We start from the raw sequence: 17694 nt of genomic DNA on the forward strand, positions 1-17694 counted from the left end.
GGCCCCATGACCGAGTACGGCTATTTCCTGGCCGCGGAAGAACACGGGCCCGCGGACCTGGTCGAGCAGGCCCGGATGGCGGAGCAGGCCGGTTTCAGCCATTTGTGGATCTCGGACCACTACCACCCCTGGAACGACGCCCAGGGCCAGAGCTCCTTCGTCTGGTCGGTGATCGGCGCCCTCGCGCAGGCCACCAGCCTGCCCGTGCAGACCGCGGTGACCTGCCCCACCGTCCGCATCCACCCGGCCATCGTGGCCCAGGCCGCAGCGACCAGCGCGGTGCTGCTGGAGGGCCGCTTCCGGCTGGGCGTGGGCAGCGGCGAGGCGCTGAACGAGCATGTCCTGGGCGACCGCTGGCCGCCCGCGCCGATCCGGCTGGAGATGCTGGAGGAGGCCGTGATGGTGATGCGCCAGCTGTTCGAGGGGCGCCGCGTCACCCATCACGGCAAGCACTACACGGTGGAGAACGCCCGGCTGTACACCGTGCCCGAGGAGCCGGTGCCCATCGACATCGCGGCCTTCGGATCGGCCGCCGCCGCGCTGGCCGGACGGGTCGGCGACGGCTTCATCACCATGACCCCGGACGCGGAGCTGGTGGCGCGGTTCCGGCGCGGCAGCGGCGCCGGGGGCAACAGCAAACCGGCCCGCGGCGGCCTGAAGGTGGCTTACGGCCCCGATCCCGACGAGGCCCTGCGCACCGCCCACCGGCTGTGGCCGACCGAGGGGCTGCCCGGCGAGGTGCTGTCGACGCTGACCACCCCGGGCCAGTTCGAGCAGGCCGCCCAGCTCGTCACCCCCGAGCGAATCGCCGAGGAAGTGGTCTGCGGGGATGACGCGGAGGCGCATGTGGCCGCGCTGAGCGCGTACGCGGAGGCCGGGTTCGACACCGTCTACGTCAATCAGATCGGCCCCGACCAGCGCGGCTTCTTCGACTTCTACCGCACCAAGGTGCTGCCGCAGGTGGCCGGTTGACAGCGATCGCCGGGCAGAGCGATCGCCGAGAGGAGCGATGACCCACCATGACCATGAAAGTGGCCGACTATATCCTCGCCCGACTATCGGAGTGGGGGGTCGAGCATGTGTTCGGCTACCCGGGGGACGGAATCAACGGCCTGCTCGCCGCATGGGGGCGGGCCGAGAACGAGCCCCGGTTCGTCCAGGCCCGGCACGAGGAGATGGCCGCGTTCCAGGCCGTCGGCTACGCCAAGTTCAGCGGCCGCCTCGGGGTCTGCGCGGCGACCTCGGGCCCCGGCGCGATCCACCTGCTGAACGGGCTGTACGACGCCAAGATGGACCACGTCCCGGTGGTGGCCCTGGTCGGCCAGACCCACCGCAGCGCGATGGGCGGCTCGTACCAGCAGGAGGTGGATCTGCACAGCCTCTTCAAGGACGTGGCCTCCGACTACCTGGAGACGGTCACCGTCCCCGAGCAGCTGCCCAACGTCCTGGACCGGGCCATCCGCACCGCCTACGCCCGCCGTGCCCCCACCGCCGTGATCATCCCGGCGGATGTGCAGGACCTCGACTACTCCGCGCCCACCCATGAGTTCAAGATGGTGCCCTCCAGCCTGGACCGCAGCGGCTGGTCCGCGGTGCCCTCGGGCAGCGCGGTGGAGCGGGCCGCGGAGGTGCTGAACGCGGGCGAGCGGGTGGCGATCCTGGCCGGACAGGGCGCGGCCGGGGCGCGCAAGGAGGTCCAGCAGGCCGCCGAGACCCTCGGCGCCGGGGTCGCCAAGGCGCTGCTCGGCCTGGATGTGCTCAGCGATGAACTGCCCTATGTCACCGGGTCCACCGGGCTGCTGGGCACCCGGCCCTCGTACGAGCTGATGCGGGACTGCGACACCCTGCTGACCATCGGCTCCAGCTTTCCGTACAGCCAGTTCCTGCCGGATTTCGGCAAGGCGCGCGGGGTCCAGATCGATCTCGATCCGCACATGATCGGAATGCGCTATCCGTACGAGGTCAATCTGGTCGGCGACGCACGCGAGACCCTGCTGCGGCTGCTGCCGCTGCTGGAGCGCAAGGAGGCGCGGGACTGGCAGGAGGAGATCGTCGCGGGCGTACGGCGCTGGCGCGCGGTGATGAGCTCCCGCGCGGAGGTGTCCGCGGACCCGATCAACCCCGAGTACGTGGCCCACTGCCTGGACCCGCTGCTGCCCTCCGACGCCATCGTCACCTGCGACTCCGGCTCCGTGGCCAACTGGTACGCCCGCCACCTGCGGATGCGCGGCGAGATGCGCGGCTCGCTGTCGGGCACGCTGGCCACGATGGGCTGCGGGGTGCCGTATGCGATCGGCGCCAAGTTCGCCCGTCCGGACCGGCCGGCGGTGGCGCTGGTCGGGGACGGCGCGATGCAGATGAACGGCCTGGCGGAGCTGATCACCGTGGCCAAGTACCGCCAGCTGTGGGAGGACCCCCGGCTGGTGATCGCCATCTGGAACAACCAGGACCTCAACCAGGTCACCTGGGAGATGCGCGCCATGGGCGGGGCACCGCAGTTCCTGCCCTCGCAGGCGATCCCCGACGTCTCCTACGCGCGGTTCGCCGAATCGCTCGGCATGACCGGCATCCGGGTGGAGAAGCCCGAGCAGGTCGAGCGGGCCTGGCGCGAGGCGCTGAGCGCGGACGGCCCGGCGGTCGTGGAGTTCCTCACCGACCCGGACGTCCCCCCGATCCCGCCGCATGCCACCCGGGAGCAGATGGAGGCCACGGCCGAGTCGATCATCAAGGGCGACACGGACCGGGCGGGCATGGTCCGCCAGGGCCTGAAGTCGAAGGTGCAGGAGTTCCTGCCGCACCGGAAGAAGACGTCGGACGACGCCTGATGCACCCGACGTTCCCGTTTCGACCCCGTCCGCGCTGGCTACCCGCCGCACCGGACGGATGGATACCAGGACCGGAAGAGACCGGAAGGACGTGAGCAGCAATGAAGGTCGCCTTTCTCGTCGCCCCGGAAGGTGTGGAACAGGTCGAGCTGACCGACCCCTGGCAGGCGGTCCGGGACGCCGGGGGCACCTCCCGTCTGGTGTCCACCAAGCCCGGCCGTATCCAGGCGTTCAACCATCTCGACAAGGCGGACACCTTCGAGGTCGACCAGGTCGTGAAGGACGCGACGGTCCAGGAGTACGACGCCCTGGTGCTGCCCGGCGGGGTGGCCAACCCCGACTTCCTGCGCCTGGACGAGGCGGCCGTCGCCTTCGCCAAGGGCTTCTTCGACGCGGGCAAGCCGGTGGCCGCGATCTGCCACGCCCCCTGGACGCTGGTGGAGGCCGATGTCGTACGCGGCCGCACCCTGACCTCCTGGCCGAGTCTGCGCACCGACATCACCAACGCCGGCGGTACCTGGGTGGACGAGCAGGTCAAGGTCTGCACCGGCGGCCCCAACGCCCTGATCACCAGCCGTAAGCCGGATGACCTCAAGGCGTTCTGCGAGGCGTTCCTGGAGGAGTTCGCGAAGACGACGAAGGGATCGGCACGATGACGGAGGACCGCAAGGAGCGGCAGCGCGATATGTATCGCGCGCCCGACCCCGCCGAAGGGCCGCTGACCACCGACCAGGGCGTGGCCGTCGACCACACCGATGACGCCCTCACCGTGGGCGAGCGCGGCCCGACCCTGATGGAGGACTTCCACTTCCGCGAGAAGCTGACCCATTTCGACCATGAGCGCATCCCGGAGCGGGTGGTGCACGCGCGGGGCGCGGGCGCGTACGGCTATTTCGAGCCGTACGAGTCCTGCGCGGAGTTCACCCGCGCCGCCTTCCTCCAGGATCCGTCCGTGCGCACCCCGGTCTTTGTGCGGTTCTCCACCGTGCAGGGGCCCCGGGGCTCGGCGGACACGGTTCGGGACGTACGGGGCTTCGCGACGAAGTTCTACACCTCGGAGGGCAACTACGACCTGGTCGGCAACAACATGCCGGTCTTCTTCATCCAGGACGGGATCAAGTTCCCCGACTTCGTGCACGCGCTCAAGCCGGAGCCGCAGAACGACATCCCGACCGGCGCCTCCGCCCATGACACCCTGTGGGACTTCGTCTCGCTCCAGCCCGAGACCATGCACATGATGATGTGGCTGATGTCGGACCGGGCGATTCCGCGCAGCTACCGGATGATGCAGGGCTTCGGGGTGCACACCTTCCGCTTCGTGGACGCCCAGGGCCGCGGCACCTTTGTGAAGTTCCACTGGAAGCCGAAGCTGGGCGTCCACTCGCTGGTGTGGGACGAGGCGCAGGAGTGCCAGGGCCGTGACCCGGACTTCAACCGGCGCGATCTGTGGGAGGCGATCGAGGCGGGTCAGTACCCCGAGTACGAGCTGGGGGTGCAGCTGATCCCGGAGGAGGACGAGTTCAACTTCGAGGTCGATCTGCTCGACGCCACGAAGATCATTCCGGAGGAGCAGGTGCCGGTGCGGCCGATCGGCCATATGGTCCTGAACCGCAACCCGGACAACTTCTTCGCGGAGACCGAGCAGGTGGCCTTCCACACCGCGAACGTGGTTCCCGGCATCGACTTCACCAATGACCCGCTGCTCCAGGCCCGCAACTTCTCGTATCTGGACACCCAGCTGATCCGGCTGGGCGGGCCCAACTTCTCGCAGCTCCCGGTCAACCAGCCGGTCGCCCCCGCCCGGACCAACCAGCGGGACGGCTACCACCAGACCGCGATCCACCGCGGCACCAACTACTCCCCCAACTCCCTCGGCGGCGGCTGCCCGGCCCTCGCGGGGGCGGACGGCTATGCCTTCTCCCACTACGCGGAGCGGGTCGAGGGCCATAAGATCCGCAAGCGGAGCGAGTCCTTCAAGGACTTCTACAGCCAGGCCGCGCTGTTCTGGAACAGCATGAGCGACTGGGAGCGGCGCCATATCGTCGACGCCTTCCGCTTCGAGCTGGGCAAGGTCGGCGCGGTGCATGTGCGGGAGCGCACGGTCGAGCAGCTGGCCCAGGTCGACTACGACCTGGCCTCGCAGGTGGCCCAGGGCATCGGCGTGGCGCTGCCGGAACCCGGCGCCAACAACCACAAGCCGCAGGCCTCGCCCGCGCTGAGCTTCGAGAACCTCCAGGGCGACGGCTCGATCCGCACCCGCCAGATCGCGGTACTGGTCATGGACGGCGTGGACACCGGCCAGCTCACCCAGGCCCAAGAAGCCCTCACCGCCCAGGGCGCCATCGTCGAGGCCCTGGCCCCGCACGACGGCAAGGTCCTCGGCGCCGACGGCAACGGCTACGCGGTGGACCGCGCCCTCCCCACGGTCGCCTCCGTCCTCTACGACGCCGTCCTCCTCCCCGGCGGCCCCACCGGCACCCCCGGCCTGGCCTCCGACAGCGAGGCCATGCGCTTCGTCCGCGACGCCTACCGCCACGGCAAACCCATCGCGGCCCTGGGCTCCGGCGTCGGCATCCTCTCCTCCCTCGACCCGGAGGGCCTCCACATCGCCTCCGGCCACGGCCACGTCTGCACCGACCGTGGCGTCGTCACGGACGCCACGACGGGCACGGCGAGCGAGGAATTCACCCAAGCCTTCACCGAAGCCATAGCCGCCCACCGCCACTGGGACCGGCCCCGGATCCGCTGCTGAATTCCGCGGGGCGCGGTGGGCCGATATGCGGGTGGGGGTGTGCACGGAGTCCGCCTCCGCGCACACCCCCCACTCGTTGCGTTGGCTCCTGTGGGCGCGGGCCCGTTGTGCGGGCGCGTCATTGGCGCGTGTGGATGCGGGCTCGCCGTTGGCGCGTGTGGATGCGGGCGCGTCGTTGGCGCGTGTGGGTGCGGGCCCGTCGTCGGCGCGTGTGGGCGCGGGCCCGTTGGCGCGTATGGGTGCGGGCGCTTGCGCCTGGGCGTGGGGGCAGGATCCCGCCGGGGCCCGCCCGCCGCCTGGGCACACTCGGGCCCCGGTCACGTTCGCTCGCTCGGCCCCGTCCGCGTAGTGGCCGCTCCGGCTTCGGGACCTGTCCTCGTGACAGCACATTCGGCTCGGGGCCACGTCGGCGCGTCGACACGGGTCGACCCCTGGGCAGCTTGGGGCGGGGAGCGCCCAATTGAGCCCCTCCGGCGTTTGAGGAGCGGGGTCCGGGGCGGAGCCCCGGCGGGGGTGAGGGGGCGGAGCCTCCTCTTTCGGGAAGGGGCGGGGTGGGGGACTGACCCCTACGGCTCGCGCCCCAGCAGGGCCAGAAGCCGCGCCTGCGCATCCGCCCCCGCCGGAGGCTCAACCGGCGCCGCAAACAGCCCGCTCTCCTCCAAATCCGCCGCGTACGGCGCGACCTCCCGCACCGAGAAATCCACCAGCGGCTTAGGAATGCGCTCATCCGCCCCAATGGCCCGGGCCAGATCCCACGCGTGCACCGCCGCGTCAGCCGTCATCTGCGCGCAGTAATGCGTCGCGGGGCTCTCCCCGTACGAGAGGTCGACCATCCGGTCGAGCGCCCCCGGCTCGCGGAAGGCATCCCGCGCCGCGGCCGCCACCGCGTCCCACGTGGCGACGGGGTCGTCACCGAGCAGATCGCCCTCCAGCGCATCGCTCTGGTCGCCGGCGCTCGCCCCCTCCCGAACCAGCGGCGGCACCCACATCTGCTCGACCGCGAGATGGTTCACGAGGTCACGTACGGTCCACTCGGTGCAGGGCGTCGGGTCGTCCCACTGATCGGGCCGGATCGCGTGCACCCGTTCGGTGAAGAGGTCCAGCGCCTCGCCGTGTCTGGTCAGCAGCGGATTCTCCGCCATGGGCGATCACCCCGTGTGAGGAGGATGAGGGGGCTGAGGAGGCGCACCGGGCCCCGGGGGCGTCGGAGGCGCGGCAGGCCCGCCAGGAGCACCGGGGCCAGGACCACCGGGGCCACCGGCGGGCCCGGCAGGACCGCCAGAAGGACCGGGAGGGGCCACGGACCCCGAAGGGGCGGAGGGCGTACCGGGCGCCGAGGACGCGGAAGGCGCACCGGGCCGTCGCCCCACCTCCTGCCCCGCCGCGTTCTTCAGCCACCCCGCCACCACCAGCAACAGCGCGAAAACGACCAGCGCCGCCGCCCACCCCGGAAGCGCCAACGCGAACAGCAGCACCAGGCACGCCGTCAGCGCACCCCCCGCGTAGAGCGCGACCGCCGCCGCGCCCCCGTAGAGGCGGACCGCGCGCCGCCCGGACTGCTCACGCAGCTCCCGGCGGACCTCTTCGCGGACGGCTCGTGCGACCGGCTCCGCCAGGTCCCCGGCCGAGGGTATGCCCGCCTTCGGATAGGCCGATTTATCAGTCATGCGCCGCCGGGTACCCGTGCCCCACCCCCGTTAACAGTCCTCAACAGTCCTCGTCAACGCGAGCGGACCACGGGTACGCGGGCACTTCCGCAGGGCGTTTCGGCAGGGCACGGCGCCGGACCCGGCCCCTGATGTCCCGCGTCCGGCGCCGCTCCTCATTCCCTACGGGCCGCTCGGCCGCATGACGGGTCCCCCTCCCCCACGAGCCCCAAACGTCGGCTTCGAACGTCGGCCCCAATCGTTCCGACGACCTCGTGTCGATGCCGTCGTCATGGGTACGCGTGGGGGACTCGAAATATGGAGGGAGTACATGCGACTCGGACATCTCCAACCGCTCTACGACCGACCGGGCCCGTGGGCCAGCGTCTATTTCGACACCACGCACCCCGACGAGGCCGCGGCCGAGGAGCAGGAACGCGCCGCCCGCGAGGCGAGCCGCCGGCTGGAAGGGCAGGGCGCCGACGAGGCCACCTGCCGTGCGGTGTACGAGAGGCTGGCCGCACTGCCGCCCGGCGCGGGACCGGCCGGGTGGGCCGTCTTCGCCACGGCCGGTGAGGTGGTTCTCGACACCCCACTGCTGACCCCGCCCGCGATGAGCGAGCCCCCGTGCTGGTCGGCGCTTCCACATGTGGGACCGCTGCTGGAACTGACCGGCGAGGACCCGTCCTGCCTGGTGGCGTACATCGACCGCACCGGCGCGGACGTCGAGCTGCGCGACGCACACGGCGGCGACCGGGTCGGCTCGGTGGAGGGGCGGCAGTGGCCGGTGCACCGGACCGCCACCGCGGACTGGTCGGAGCGGCACTTCCAGCTCAAGACGGAGAACACCTGGGAGCGGAACGCCGCCCTGATCGCCGATGAGCTGGGCGCCTGCCGGCAGGAGACCGGCGCGGATCTGGTGGTGCTGGTCGGGGACCCGCGCGAGCGGCGCTCGGTCCACGAGCAGCTGCCCAAGGAACTGCGCTCGGCCGCGGTGGAGACCTCGCGCGGCGGCCGCGCCGCCGGCTCCGCCCCGCCCGGCAGCCACGCCGCCCGGCTGCTGGACCACGAGGTGGACGAGGTGCGCGCCCGGTACGCCCATGAGCGCGGTGCGGAGGCGCTGGAGCGGTTCCGGGCCGGCCGGACGCCCTCCAGCGGGCGCGTGGAGGCCGCCGAGGGGGTTCCGGCACTGGTCGACGCGGCACGTGAACACCGCATAGGCTCGTTGCTGATACGCCCAGACGGGCCCGATCTGTACCGCGAGGTATGGGTGGGCACCGAGCCCGACCAGTTGGCATTGCGCCGCACCGATGTCCAGTACCTGGGCGACACCCAGCCGTCCCCGGCCCGCGCCGACGACGCGCTGATCCGCTCGGTCGTGGCCACCGGCGCCGAAGCGCTGATGGTGGCACCGGCCGGGGCGGAGCCGAACGGCGACGACGTCCCGGTGGGCGGCCTCGGCGCACTGCTGCGCTGGCCGTACGAGGGCGACGCGGATTGAACATCCCGGAGCGGATTTGGACGTCCCGGGAGCCAATTGACATATCCCGGGAGATGACCGATCCGGGAGACTCGCGGACCCGCTGAGGAAGGGGACCGACATGCAGCGAGGCAGCGACCGGCTGAGCGTCCACAAGGACGACGAGATGAAGCATGAGCTCCAGGGGCTGATCCGCTCCGGGCACCCGACCCGTGCCGAGGAGTGGCACGACCCCGAGCCGGCCGCCGACGACGACCCGGACGTCGCCCTGGGGCCTGTCCCGGCGCGGGGGACGACCGGTGAGGCCGAGACTGTGCGGTTCGAGTTCGCCCGCCGGCTGGGACGTACCTCGTTCCCGGCGGATCGTGAGGGGCTGCTGCGCGTCCTGGAGGACCGGCACGCACCGGACGGGCTGATAGCTCTGGCCGAGGAGCTGCCCCCGGACCGTACGTTCCACACGGTGCAGGAGGTGGTCTCGGCGCTGGGGCTGCACCCGAGCACGTAAGGGATCGCTCAGGGATTGCGGACGGAGCGTTCCGTCGCGCATATCTCCCGCCCCGGCTGGGTACTGCGGGCAGCACGTCACCCAGGAAGGGGAGGTGGACAGGTGTCCCACGACCCACCTCGCGACCCGACGCGCCCCGTGCGGGAGGTCATGACGCGGCCCGCGATCTGGGTGCGCCCTGACGCCTCGCTGGTGGAAGCCGCTCAGCTGATGCGCGCACAGGACATCGGCGATGTGCTGGTCGCCAGCGAGGGGGAGGTGCTCGGCGTCCTCACCGACCGCGACATCACCCTCCGTGCTGTCGCCGAGGGGATCGACCCCCTCGCCGTCACCTGCCATGCCGTATGCACCCCGGACCCGGTGACGATCGGGCCGGACGAGGAGGTGGCCGAGGCGGCCGCGCTGATGCGGCGGCATGCGGTGGGGCGGCTCCCGGTGGTCGAGGCGGGGCGTGCGCTGGGCGTGATCAGCCGGGGCGATGTGACGGGACTGCCACTGCCCTGACTTCCCGCATCACCTTTCCCGCACCACCATTCCCGCATCACATTCCGCCGAAGGGGCGGTGGGGTCCGTTTCCCCACCGCCCCTTCGCCGTCACACCGGCTGTTCGCATACTGAGACAGTTCTTCTCGTGATGCGAGATGCCTTCTACGGTGGAGCCACCCGTTCACCGGTCCCGAAGGGGGAGTTCCGCCATGCCGAAGGACGCCGCCGTCTACACCCACGGCCACCATGAGTCGGTGCTGCGCTCGCACACCTGGCGCACCGCGGCCAACTCGGCCGCGTATCTCACCGGCCATCTGCGGCCCCATATGCGGATCCTGGACATCGGCTGCGGCCCCGGCACCATCACCGCGGACCTGGCGGAGCTGGTCCCCCAGGGGCGGGTCACGGGCGTCGACGCGGAGGGCGCCGTCCTGGAGCGGGCCCGCGCGGTGGCCGACGAGCGCGGGCTGACCAACGTCTCCTTCGCGGTCGCCGACGTCCACGCGCTGGACCACCCCGACGACTCGTTCTGCGTGGTCCACGCCCATCAGGTGCTCCAGCACGTCGGCGACCCGGTGGGGGCGCTGCGCGAGATGCGACGGGTGTGTGCGCCGGGCGGCATCGTGGCAGTGCGCGACTCCGACTACGCCACCATGACCTGGTACCCGTCCGTCCCCGGGCTGGACGGCTGGCTGGACCTCTACCACCGGGTCGCACGGGCCAACGGCGGTGAGCCGGACGCCGGTCGCAGGCTGCGCTCCTGGGCCCTGGAAGCGGGGTTCACCGACATCACCTCGACCGCCACGGCGTGGTGCTACGCGACCGAGGAGGAGCGGGCGTGGTGGAGCGGTCTGTGGGCGGACCGCACGGTCGCCTCCTCCTACGCCCGGCTCGCGGTGGACGGCGGTCATGCCACGGAGGAGGAGCTGCGGTCGATCGCGGAGGCGTGGCGGACGTGGGGCGGGGCCCCGGACGGTTGGTTCGCCGTCCTGCACGGTGAGATCCTCTGCCGCGTCTGAGCAGTTCAACTAGGCTCGCCCGCATGGATATTCTGGGGACTTCACTCCGCGTGTGCGTCGACGACCTGGACTCGGCGATCGCCGTCTACGAGAAGCTGACGGGAGCCGAGGCGGTGCGCTTCCAGCGCGGTCCCGTCGCGGTCGCGGCGGTCGGTTGCTTCTTCCTGATGAGCGGACCGGAGTCGGAGATGTCGATTCTCCGCAAGATCACGGCGACGATCGCGGTGAAGGACGTGGACGAGGCGATCGCCGATCTCACGGCGGTCGGCGGGCAGATCGTCGCCGGTCCGCTGCCCGCCCCCGTGGGCCGTACCCTGGTGGCCCGCCACCCCGACGGCTCGATCTTCGAGTACGTCGACCGGAACCCGGCGTGACCCGCCCGTGAACACACCGTCCGGCAGACCCGTCAGGAGGGCGGTCCCGGATCCACGATGGCCTCCTCGTCGTCGACCTCCTCGTAGAGATCGTCCACATCCCGGAGCTCATCGCTCTTGATCCGGACCGCCTCCTCCTCGGCGGACAGCCCGCTGATCGAGCCCTCCTGGGAGTAGACGTCCTGCTCACGGGGGACGTCGGGATCCGGCTCGTCGTACAGCAGCCCCGCCGGTTCCGCCACCGTGCCGACCGGCTCCCCCGCCTCCGGCTCCTCATCGGTCAACCGCTCGTCGAGCGACTCCCGCTCACGCGTCTCCGCACTCGTGGTGTCCCGGTACACGGCGATCGTCGGCTCGTCCCCGGCCACGGGCAACGCTTCAGGATCCTCGGCCCGCTGCTGCTCGGGCGTCCCGTCCTGGAGATCGGGAATCCCCTCATCCTCCGGATCCGCCCCAGGATCATGCGGTGTCCTCACGGTACGCGGCTCCTTTCCGCTGCTGCGCCATGCCGCCGTCCGTGCCCGGGTGCCCGCCATGGGGCATCGCTATGCGGGGTCCGGCCCCGCCCTGGCCCGCGATGGCCCACGACGCGGGGCCCGCCACGCGGGCGCAGGCCGGTCAGGCCGCGAAGCGCCCTGCGGAGCGCGGACCGCCGACGGGCGCGACCCGGGCTCGCTGCGCGGCCGCACGCCAGGCGGGACGCGATGCGGGCGGCGGTGCGGACCACCCGCGGGCGCGGCCCAACCCGGGCCGCCTCCGCAAGACCGCCTGCGAGCGCACCCCGGATCGGCCCGCCTCCGCGGATCCGCCTACGAGCGCGGGACAAGCACTCGCCATACGGGCGCCCGCCGGTTGGGCCGTCGCACGGGCCGGCCCAGACCACTCGCCGGGCGCGGGACGCATGCGGGCGCGGCCCGGTCGGGCCGCTCGCCGAGTGCGCACAACCCGGGCATGCCACCTGCGGGCCGTAGGCCCGCTAGGCGGGGCGCATGCGGAATTCGTAGTGGGCGGGAAGGGGGTGGTCGGCGTGGGTCCGGGCGCGGGCCTCCTCGGTGAGTGGGTCCTCGGTGCCGGCCGCCAGCCGTTCCACGATCGCGTACCAGGTGTCGCTCAACGCCTCGTCGCCCTCGCGCAGATCGCAGACCTCGAAGCCCTCGTCGAAGACGGCGCGGGCGGCCAGGGCGTCGCCCTGGGCCAGCAGGACCTGCGCGCGCAGCAGCCGGAAGCGGCCGCGGGCGCGGATGGTGGGGCGCAGCGCGTCGAGGACCGCTCGTGCGTCGTCGGCCCGGTCGGCCGCGAGCAGCGCGAGGATCGCCTCCCGGCCGAGCGCAGCCTCGGCCGTCTCCAGGGCGAGCGGGTCGGTGGCGACGGGCGGCGCGGCCACTGAGACGGCCGCCCCCTGCCCAGCGCTCTCCCGCTGCGCCGCGCCCCGCCCCGTTCCCGCCGTTTCGGGCGCCGGGAACGCCTCGGGCTCCGGGGCGGCGGCCGAGGTGAGGAGAAGCCGTACGGCGCGCAGCAGCCGTTCCGCCGCGCGCGCCGCATGGCCCGACGCGGTGTCGGCGACGGCCAGACAGCGCAGCGTCCAGGGCGTCTCCGCGCACCGCAGCGACCGCTCCCAGCTGCGCTCGGCCTGGGCGCGGTCGCCCGCGTGCCACTGGGCGACGCCCAGGTGGTACTCGGCGGCGGCGGTCGAGGGCGCCGCTTCGAGGAGGTCGCGCCAAGCGGGCGCGACCACGGAGGCGCCGGGGTCGGCCCGGGAGGGGCCCGGCTCCCAGTCGGGCAGGGCGCCGGTGCGCAGCAACCGGCGCCACGGCTCCTGCTCCTCCCCCAGCGTGTCCGGGCCGAACGGCGTCCCCGGCAGCTGGAATCCGCCGCGCTCGATCTCCAGCGCGCCCCAGCCGGAGCCGGTCGCGAGGCGCTCCGCCGGTTCCGCGTCGGCGTACGGGCGCCAGGCGGCGTAGGCCGCGTCGACGGCGGCGCGCGGCAGCGCCGCCTCCAGCCGGGTCTCGGTCTCGCGGCGGGCGGCCGCCCAGTCCGCGCCGTGGACGGCCGCCGGGTCGGCGGTCAGCGGGCCGTACGCCTCCAGCCAGGCGAACTCCTCCCCCGCCTCCAGCGGGATGTGCTCGAGCTGAGTGCGGGCGAGCCCGGCCTGGATCTCGGCGTAGCCGCCGGTGCCGGGCTCGGTCAGCCACTGCTGCCAGCGCCGCCCGCCGGGGCCCGCGCCCCAGACGAAGAGCTTGCGGCCGCGCAGCAGATCGGTCGAGGTCTGGACGAGGCCGCCGCCGTCGGCGTCGAGCGAGGCGATCCAGCGGCGGGCGCCGTCGGGCACCTCGTAGAAGTAGTCGGCGGGGTAGTCGCCGCGCAGCGGATAGGTGCGGTCGGCGCCGTCCCACTCCGGGACCGGCACCTTGCCGAGGGTGCGGGCGTAGCCGAAGTGCCAGGCGGCGTCGGCGGGGGCGAGGACGCGGGTGTGCTCGTCCTCGGGGACGGCGATGTTGGACCACCAGTAGACGGGGGCGGGGAGGTGGTGGGGGTTGCGGATTCTGACGCCCACGTAGAGGAACGCGGAGTCGGCGGGCAGCCACAGGTCCACCTGGAAGGGCAGATCCCGCAGCCGCTCCCACTCCCACAGCCGCACCATGGCGCCCCCTTCGGCGGCGTCGGGGGCGGGGACACGGGCGGCGTGCAGGGGTGAGCAGGAGAGGGTGGTGTGGCCGGTGGCGCCGATGTTCCACTCGATCCCGCCGGAGAACCAGGCGCCGTTGAGGGCGAAGTCGGCGGGCTGGAGCACCGGGTTCCGGTACAGCAGCTCACGACCGGTCGGCTTGTGGACCAGTGAGTGGACCCGGCCGCCGAGCCCGGGCAGCACCGTGGCCCGCAGCCGACCGTTCTCCAGGACGATGGCGTCGAGCGCGGCGGAGGCGCGGTCGCGGCCGTAGCCGTCGCGCAGCCGCACCGGCAGCACCGACCGCAGTGGTGCGTAGGCGACCTGACGGGCCATGTCGGTGGGGAGGGTGGCCCGGGTGCGGTCGTCCACGCGGTGCACCTCGTCGAGGGGGCGCAGCGCGGGGAGGGGGTTGTCGGGCCCCACGGGGGCGGCGGGAAGGGTCAGGGTGGTACGTCGCACACTCGTGGCCACGGGCTGCCTCGTTCCGACTGCCTTGGGTCACCTCGGTGCGGCGACCGTCCGGTGACCATGGAACAACGCGGACGGGCCGCTGAACAGACCGGCTTCGGACCGATCATGGTGACCCGTCAGCCAGGGTCGGTCCGCTGGTTCAGCATGTCGCTGGTCATGGCCCAGCGCTCATGGTCGCGCCAGGCGCCCTCGATATAGAGGAAGTCGGGGGAGAACCCCTCCAGCCGGAAGCCATGGCGCTTCACCAGCCCGATCGACGCCTTGTTGCCCGGCTGGATGTTGACCTCGACGCGGTGCAGCCCCAACGGCCCGAAGGCATGGCGCAGTACGAGCCCGAGCCCCTCGGACATATAGCCCTGTCCGGCGGCCGGCGGAAAGGCGCCGTAGCCGATCGAGCCGCACTGGAAGGCGCCGCGCACGATGTTGTTGATGTTGATGAATCCGGCCATGTCACCGGTCTCCCTGGCATGGACCAGGAAGCCCTCGCGGTCCTCGCGCTCCAGCTGGGCGATGTAGTGCTGAAAGGCCGGCTCGGTGGTGGGGAGGGTGAGCCAGGGGCGGTGGAACGGCATGCTCTCCCGGGCGCGCCTGGTGAATTCCGCGGCGTCCTCGCGGCGGGTGTGGCGGATGGCGGCCCGGGTTCCCTCGGCGACATACCGGACGTCAGGCATGCGGCAATGATGTCAGCAGCGCCATGGCCGCCGCATAGCCGGAGCTCCCGGATATGACCCCGTCCACGGGGATGTCGGTCATGGCCCACGGGCCGACCGGCACGGCGGAGAGCCCGGTGCCGACATAGTTGACCGCCGGGTCCCGGGACAGGCCGGTGCCCAGGCCCTTGAGATAGGCCTCCTTGCGGGTCCAGCAGCGGGCGAAGGCGGCGGGCCGGTCGGCGGGCGCCAGCGCGTCCAGCTCGGCGCGCTCCTTGGGGTGCAGGCTCTCGGAGACCTGCTCCACCACCGAGGCGGGCTGGAGCTTCTCCACGTCCACGCCGACCGGGGAGCCCGCGAAGGCGAAGAACACCAGATCACCGGCGTGCGACATATTGAAGTGCAGCGGAGTGCCGGACACGGCGGGGCGGCCGTGCGGCCCGCCGCAGCCGGGGCATGCCTCGCGGGTGAACGGCACATCGGCCGGAGCCGTGCCCAGATAGGCGCCGAGCAGCTCCCGCAGCCCCAGATGGGCCGCCGTATAGCGCTCGCGGTCCTCCGCCCGCAGGAACTTCGAGGCCCGCTCCCGCTCCTCGGCGTCCAGGATCGCGCCGGGCGCGCCCGCGTCCATGGCCGCGGTGTACCGCGAGACGCTGAGCAGCCAGGTCTCGGGCCCGCCGCCCTGCGGCCAGGCATCGGCGACGGCGGTGGGCAGCGGATCACGACCGACGATGCTCGGGGCCGGTGGGGGTGTCAACTCGCTCCTCCAGTGGAGTTCGGGACCGCTGACTTCAGCAGCTCCAGGGTGGGCACATCGGATCTGATCAGCCCGAAGGTCTGGATGTACAGCGACAATTCGGCCTCCAGGGCGCGGATCATCGTATCGGCGCGGCGGAAGCCATGGCCCTCGCCCTCGAAGGTGAGATACGCGTGCGGGACGCCGCGCCCGGAGACCGCCTCGAGGAACCGCCCGCACTGCTCGGGCGGGCAGATGGTGTCGTCCAGCCCCTGGAGCAGTACGAAGGGCGAGCCGACGCGGTCGGCCCGGTGCAGCGGGGAGCGCTCGCGGTAGCGGTGGGCCACCTCATCGAGCGGGCCCACCAGCGATTCGGTGTAGCGCGACTCGAAGTCATGGGTGCCGCCGGTGGCCCAGGAAACCAGGTCGAGAATGGGGTAGCCGATGGTGGCGCACGCGTAGAGATCCGTGGCGGTGAGGGAGGCTGCCGCCGTCCAGCCACCCGCGCTGCCGCCGCGGATCGCGAGCCGGGCCCGGTCGGCGATGCCCTCGTCGGCGAGCGCTCCGGCGACGGCGGCGCAGTCCTGGACGTCGACCACGCCCCACTGCTCACGCAGCCGCTCGCGGTAGGCGCGGCCATAGCCCGTGGAGCCCCCGTAGTTGACCTCGGCGACGCCGATGCCCCGCGAGGTGAAGTAGGCGATCTCCAGGTCGAGCACGAGCGGGGCACGGCCGGTGGGCCCGCCGTGGGCCCAGATGACATACGGCGGAAGCTCACCATCCGGTGCGGTGTGGCCGGGATGGTGCGGTGGGAAGAGATGGGCGTGGATCTCCCGGCCGTCCGGTCCGGTGAAGGTGCGGGCCTCCGGCCGGGGGTAGTAGGCGGGGTCCACGGGGTCGCTGTGGGCGCTGCCGATGACCCGGGAGCGACCGGTGCACACATCCAGCTCCACCACCTCATGGCCGCTGCGCGGGCCGGCCGCGACGCCGACCACGCGGGTGCCGTTGACGGCCAGCGTCGGCTCCCATTCGGTCCAGGGGCCCGGGACATCGGCCAGCTCGCCGGTCCGTGGGTCGAGGATGCCGAGGGCCGCCGCGCCCCGGCCGTGCAGCACCGCGACCAGACCGCCGGCCAGCGGGGCGAACCAGCGGTGGCCGAGCTTCCACAGCGGCCCGCCGAACTCCTCCTCACGGGGGCACAGCTCCACCGGCCGCCCGGCCATGGCCCGTTCCCGCGCCCCGGACGCCTCCTCCGGCGGCTGGAGACGGTGCAGATTCCACCAGCCGGTGCGGTCGGTGGCCACGAGCAGCGCGCCGTCCTCGGCCCACTCGACCTGGGCGACCGACTCCTCCGGCCCGCCCAGCACCGCCCGGGCGCAGGTGAAGGGGCCGTTCTCCGCGACGTCGGCCAGCATCACCTCCGTGCCGTCCCAGGGCATCCGGGGGTGGTCCCAGACGATCCAGGCGGCCCGCCGGCCGTCGGGCGAGAGCCGGGGCCCGGTGAGGAAGCGATGGCGGTCGTCGGTCAGCTCACGCACCGCCGCACGGTCCTCGGCGGCCGAACCGTCCAGCGGTACGGCGGCGATGACCCGCCGCACGTCCGTCGGCGCCACGCCGGTGAACTCCTCCAGCACACACCACACCTCGCCGCGCTCCGGAAGGAGCACCGGGTCGGCCCAGCGCAGCCCCTCCCCCACCGCCGACAGCGGGGTCAGCGGGCGCGGCGCGGCCCCGGCCGGGGCGTCCGGCTCATGGACGTACAACCGCTGGTCGGCGAAGTGGACGAAGACCACCAGCGGGCCGCCGCTCGCGCGGTCCACCGCGGCCCAGGGCATTCCGCCGTACCCCATCACCTTGCTGCGCACATTCCACGGCGGGGCCAGCACCGGGACCTCGGCGCCGTCGGTGCGCCGCCGGATCAGGGCGCGGCGGCCGCCCTCGCCGGGGCGCGGCGCGGTCCACCACACCTCCTCGCCGACCGTGCCCACATACTCCGGATGGCCGTCGTGGGAGGCGACGAGCGCGGCGTCGACCGGGGAGGGCCAGTCGCCGTAAGGGGCCATGACGGCCGTCTGCTGCTGC

16 protein-coding genes are annotated in these 17694 nt (G+C 72.6%); 9 read left to right on the forward strand and 7 right to left on the reverse strand.

What is annotated here, in order from left to right:
* Window positions 1-6: 6 nt before the first annotated feature.
* From ACMTAK_RS13760 to ACMTAK_RS13775, 4 genes are all read left to right on the forward strand, one after another.
* Window positions 7-972, forward strand: a complete 966-nt coding sequence (locus ACMTAK_RS13760) for a TIGR03557 family F420-dependent LLM class oxidoreductase (RefSeq protein WP_413806509.1) — start codon at window positions 7-9, stop codon at window positions 970-972.
* A gap of 47 nt (window positions 973-1019) precedes the next feature.
* Complete coding sequence (locus ACMTAK_RS13765) at window positions 1020-2825, forward strand: thiamine pyrophosphate-requiring protein (RefSeq protein ID WP_413806510.1); 1806 nt, start codon at window positions 1020-1022, stop codon at window positions 2823-2825.
* A 101-nt stretch (window positions 2826-2926) separates the two neighbouring features.
* A complete protein-coding gene (locus ACMTAK_RS13770) occupies window positions 2927-3481 on the forward strand; it encodes a type 1 glutamine amidotransferase domain-containing protein (RefSeq protein WP_413806511.1) in 555 nt (184 codons plus the stop codon).
* Window positions 3478-5577 (forward strand): catalase, encoded by a 2100-nt coding sequence (locus tag ACMTAK_RS13775; protein ID WP_413806512.1) that lies wholly within the window; start codon window positions 3478-3480, stop codon window positions 5575-5577. Before ACMTAK_RS13770 ends, ACMTAK_RS13775 begins: the two co-directional genes overlap by 4 nt.
* 566 nt (window positions 5578-6143) lie before the next feature.
* On the opposite strand, the gene ACMTAK_RS13780 is transcribed toward ACMTAK_RS13775, so the two are convergent.
* Window positions 6144-6719 carry a TIGR03086 family metal-binding protein gene (locus tag ACMTAK_RS13780; protein ID WP_413806513.1) on the reverse strand — a complete coding sequence of 192 codons (576 nt, stop codon included), beginning with the start codon at window positions 6717-6719 and terminating at the stop codon, window positions 6144-6146.
* Window positions 6720-6725: 6 nt separating this feature from the next.
* Entirely contained in the window at window positions 6726-7244 is a 519-nt protein-coding gene (locus ACMTAK_RS13785; RefSeq protein ID WP_413806514.1) for a phage holin family protein, read from the reverse strand.
* 310 nt (window positions 7245-7554) lie between these two features.
* Between ACMTAK_RS13785 and ACMTAK_RS13790 the strand changes: the two genes are divergently transcribed.
* From ACMTAK_RS13790 to ACMTAK_RS13810, 5 genes are all read left to right on the forward strand, one after another.
* Window positions 7555-8724: a baeRF2 domain-containing protein gene (locus tag ACMTAK_RS13790; protein ID WP_413806515.1), complete on the forward strand. Its 1170-nt coding sequence runs from the start codon at window positions 7555-7557 to the stop codon at window positions 8722-8724.
* Between the two features lie 100 nt (window positions 8725-8824).
* Window positions 8825-9208, forward strand: a complete 384-nt coding sequence (locus ACMTAK_RS13795) for a DUF2795 domain-containing protein (protein ID WP_413806516.1) — start codon at window positions 8825-8827, stop codon at window positions 9206-9208.
* Window positions 9209-9358: 150 nt separating this feature from the next.
* Window positions 9359-9712: a CBS domain-containing protein gene (locus tag ACMTAK_RS13800; protein ID WP_413806517.1), complete on the forward strand. Its 354-nt coding sequence runs from the start codon at window positions 9359-9361 to the stop codon at window positions 9710-9712.
* A 191-nt stretch (window positions 9713-9903) separates the two neighbouring features.
* Window positions 9904-10713 carry a class I SAM-dependent methyltransferase gene (locus ACMTAK_RS13805; RefSeq protein WP_413806518.1) on the forward strand — a complete coding sequence of 270 codons (810 nt, stop codon included), beginning with the start codon at window positions 9904-9906 and terminating at the stop codon, window positions 10711-10713.
* A 23-nt stretch (window positions 10714-10736) separates the two neighbouring features.
* Entirely contained in the window at window positions 10737-11087 is a 351-nt protein-coding gene (locus ACMTAK_RS13810; protein ID WP_037962492.1) for a VOC family protein, read from the forward strand.
* Between the two features lie 32 nt (window positions 11088-11119).
* Here ACMTAK_RS13810 and ACMTAK_RS13815 read toward each other — a convergent pair whose 3' ends face one another.
* The 5 genes from ACMTAK_RS13815 to ACMTAK_RS13835 all read right to left on the reverse strand — a co-directional run bounded on the left by ACMTAK_RS13815 (window position 11120) and on the right by ACMTAK_RS13835 (window position 17675).
* On the reverse strand, window positions 11120-11563 hold the full coding sequence (locus ACMTAK_RS13815; protein ID WP_413806519.1) for a hypothetical protein: 444 nt from the start codon (window positions 11561-11563) through the stop codon (window positions 11120-11122).
* A gap of 500 nt (window positions 11564-12063) precedes the next feature.
* Window positions 12064-14226 (reverse strand): DUF5107 domain-containing protein, encoded by a 2163-nt coding sequence (locus ACMTAK_RS13820; protein ID WP_413806520.1) that lies wholly within the window; start codon window positions 14224-14226, stop codon window positions 12064-12066.
* 116 nt (window positions 14227-14342) lie between these two features.
* Window positions 14343-14897, reverse strand: coding sequence for a GNAT family N-acetyltransferase (locus tag ACMTAK_RS13825; RefSeq protein ID WP_020867638.1), 555 nt, complete (start codon window positions 14895-14897; stop codon window positions 14343-14345).
* On the reverse strand, window positions 14890-15633 hold the full coding sequence (locus ACMTAK_RS13830) for a 4'-phosphopantetheinyl transferase family protein (RefSeq protein ID WP_413806521.1): 744 nt from the start codon (window positions 15631-15633) through the stop codon (window positions 14890-14892). The genes ACMTAK_RS13825 and ACMTAK_RS13830 overlap by 8 nt, the downstream gene beginning before the upstream one ends.
* Window positions 15630-17675 carry a S9 family peptidase gene (locus ACMTAK_RS13835; RefSeq protein ID WP_413812875.1) on the reverse strand — a complete coding sequence of 682 codons (2046 nt, stop codon included), beginning with the start codon at window positions 17673-17675 and terminating at the stop codon, window positions 15630-15632. Before ACMTAK_RS13835 ends, ACMTAK_RS13830 begins: the two co-directional genes overlap by 4 nt.
* Window positions 17676-17694: the final 19 nt, after the last annotated feature.

It is taken from the genome of Streptomyces lacaronensis (assembly GCF_047337785.1).
GTDB lineage: Bacteria > Actinomycetota > Actinomycetes > Streptomycetales > Streptomycetaceae > Streptomyces > Streptomyces lycopersici.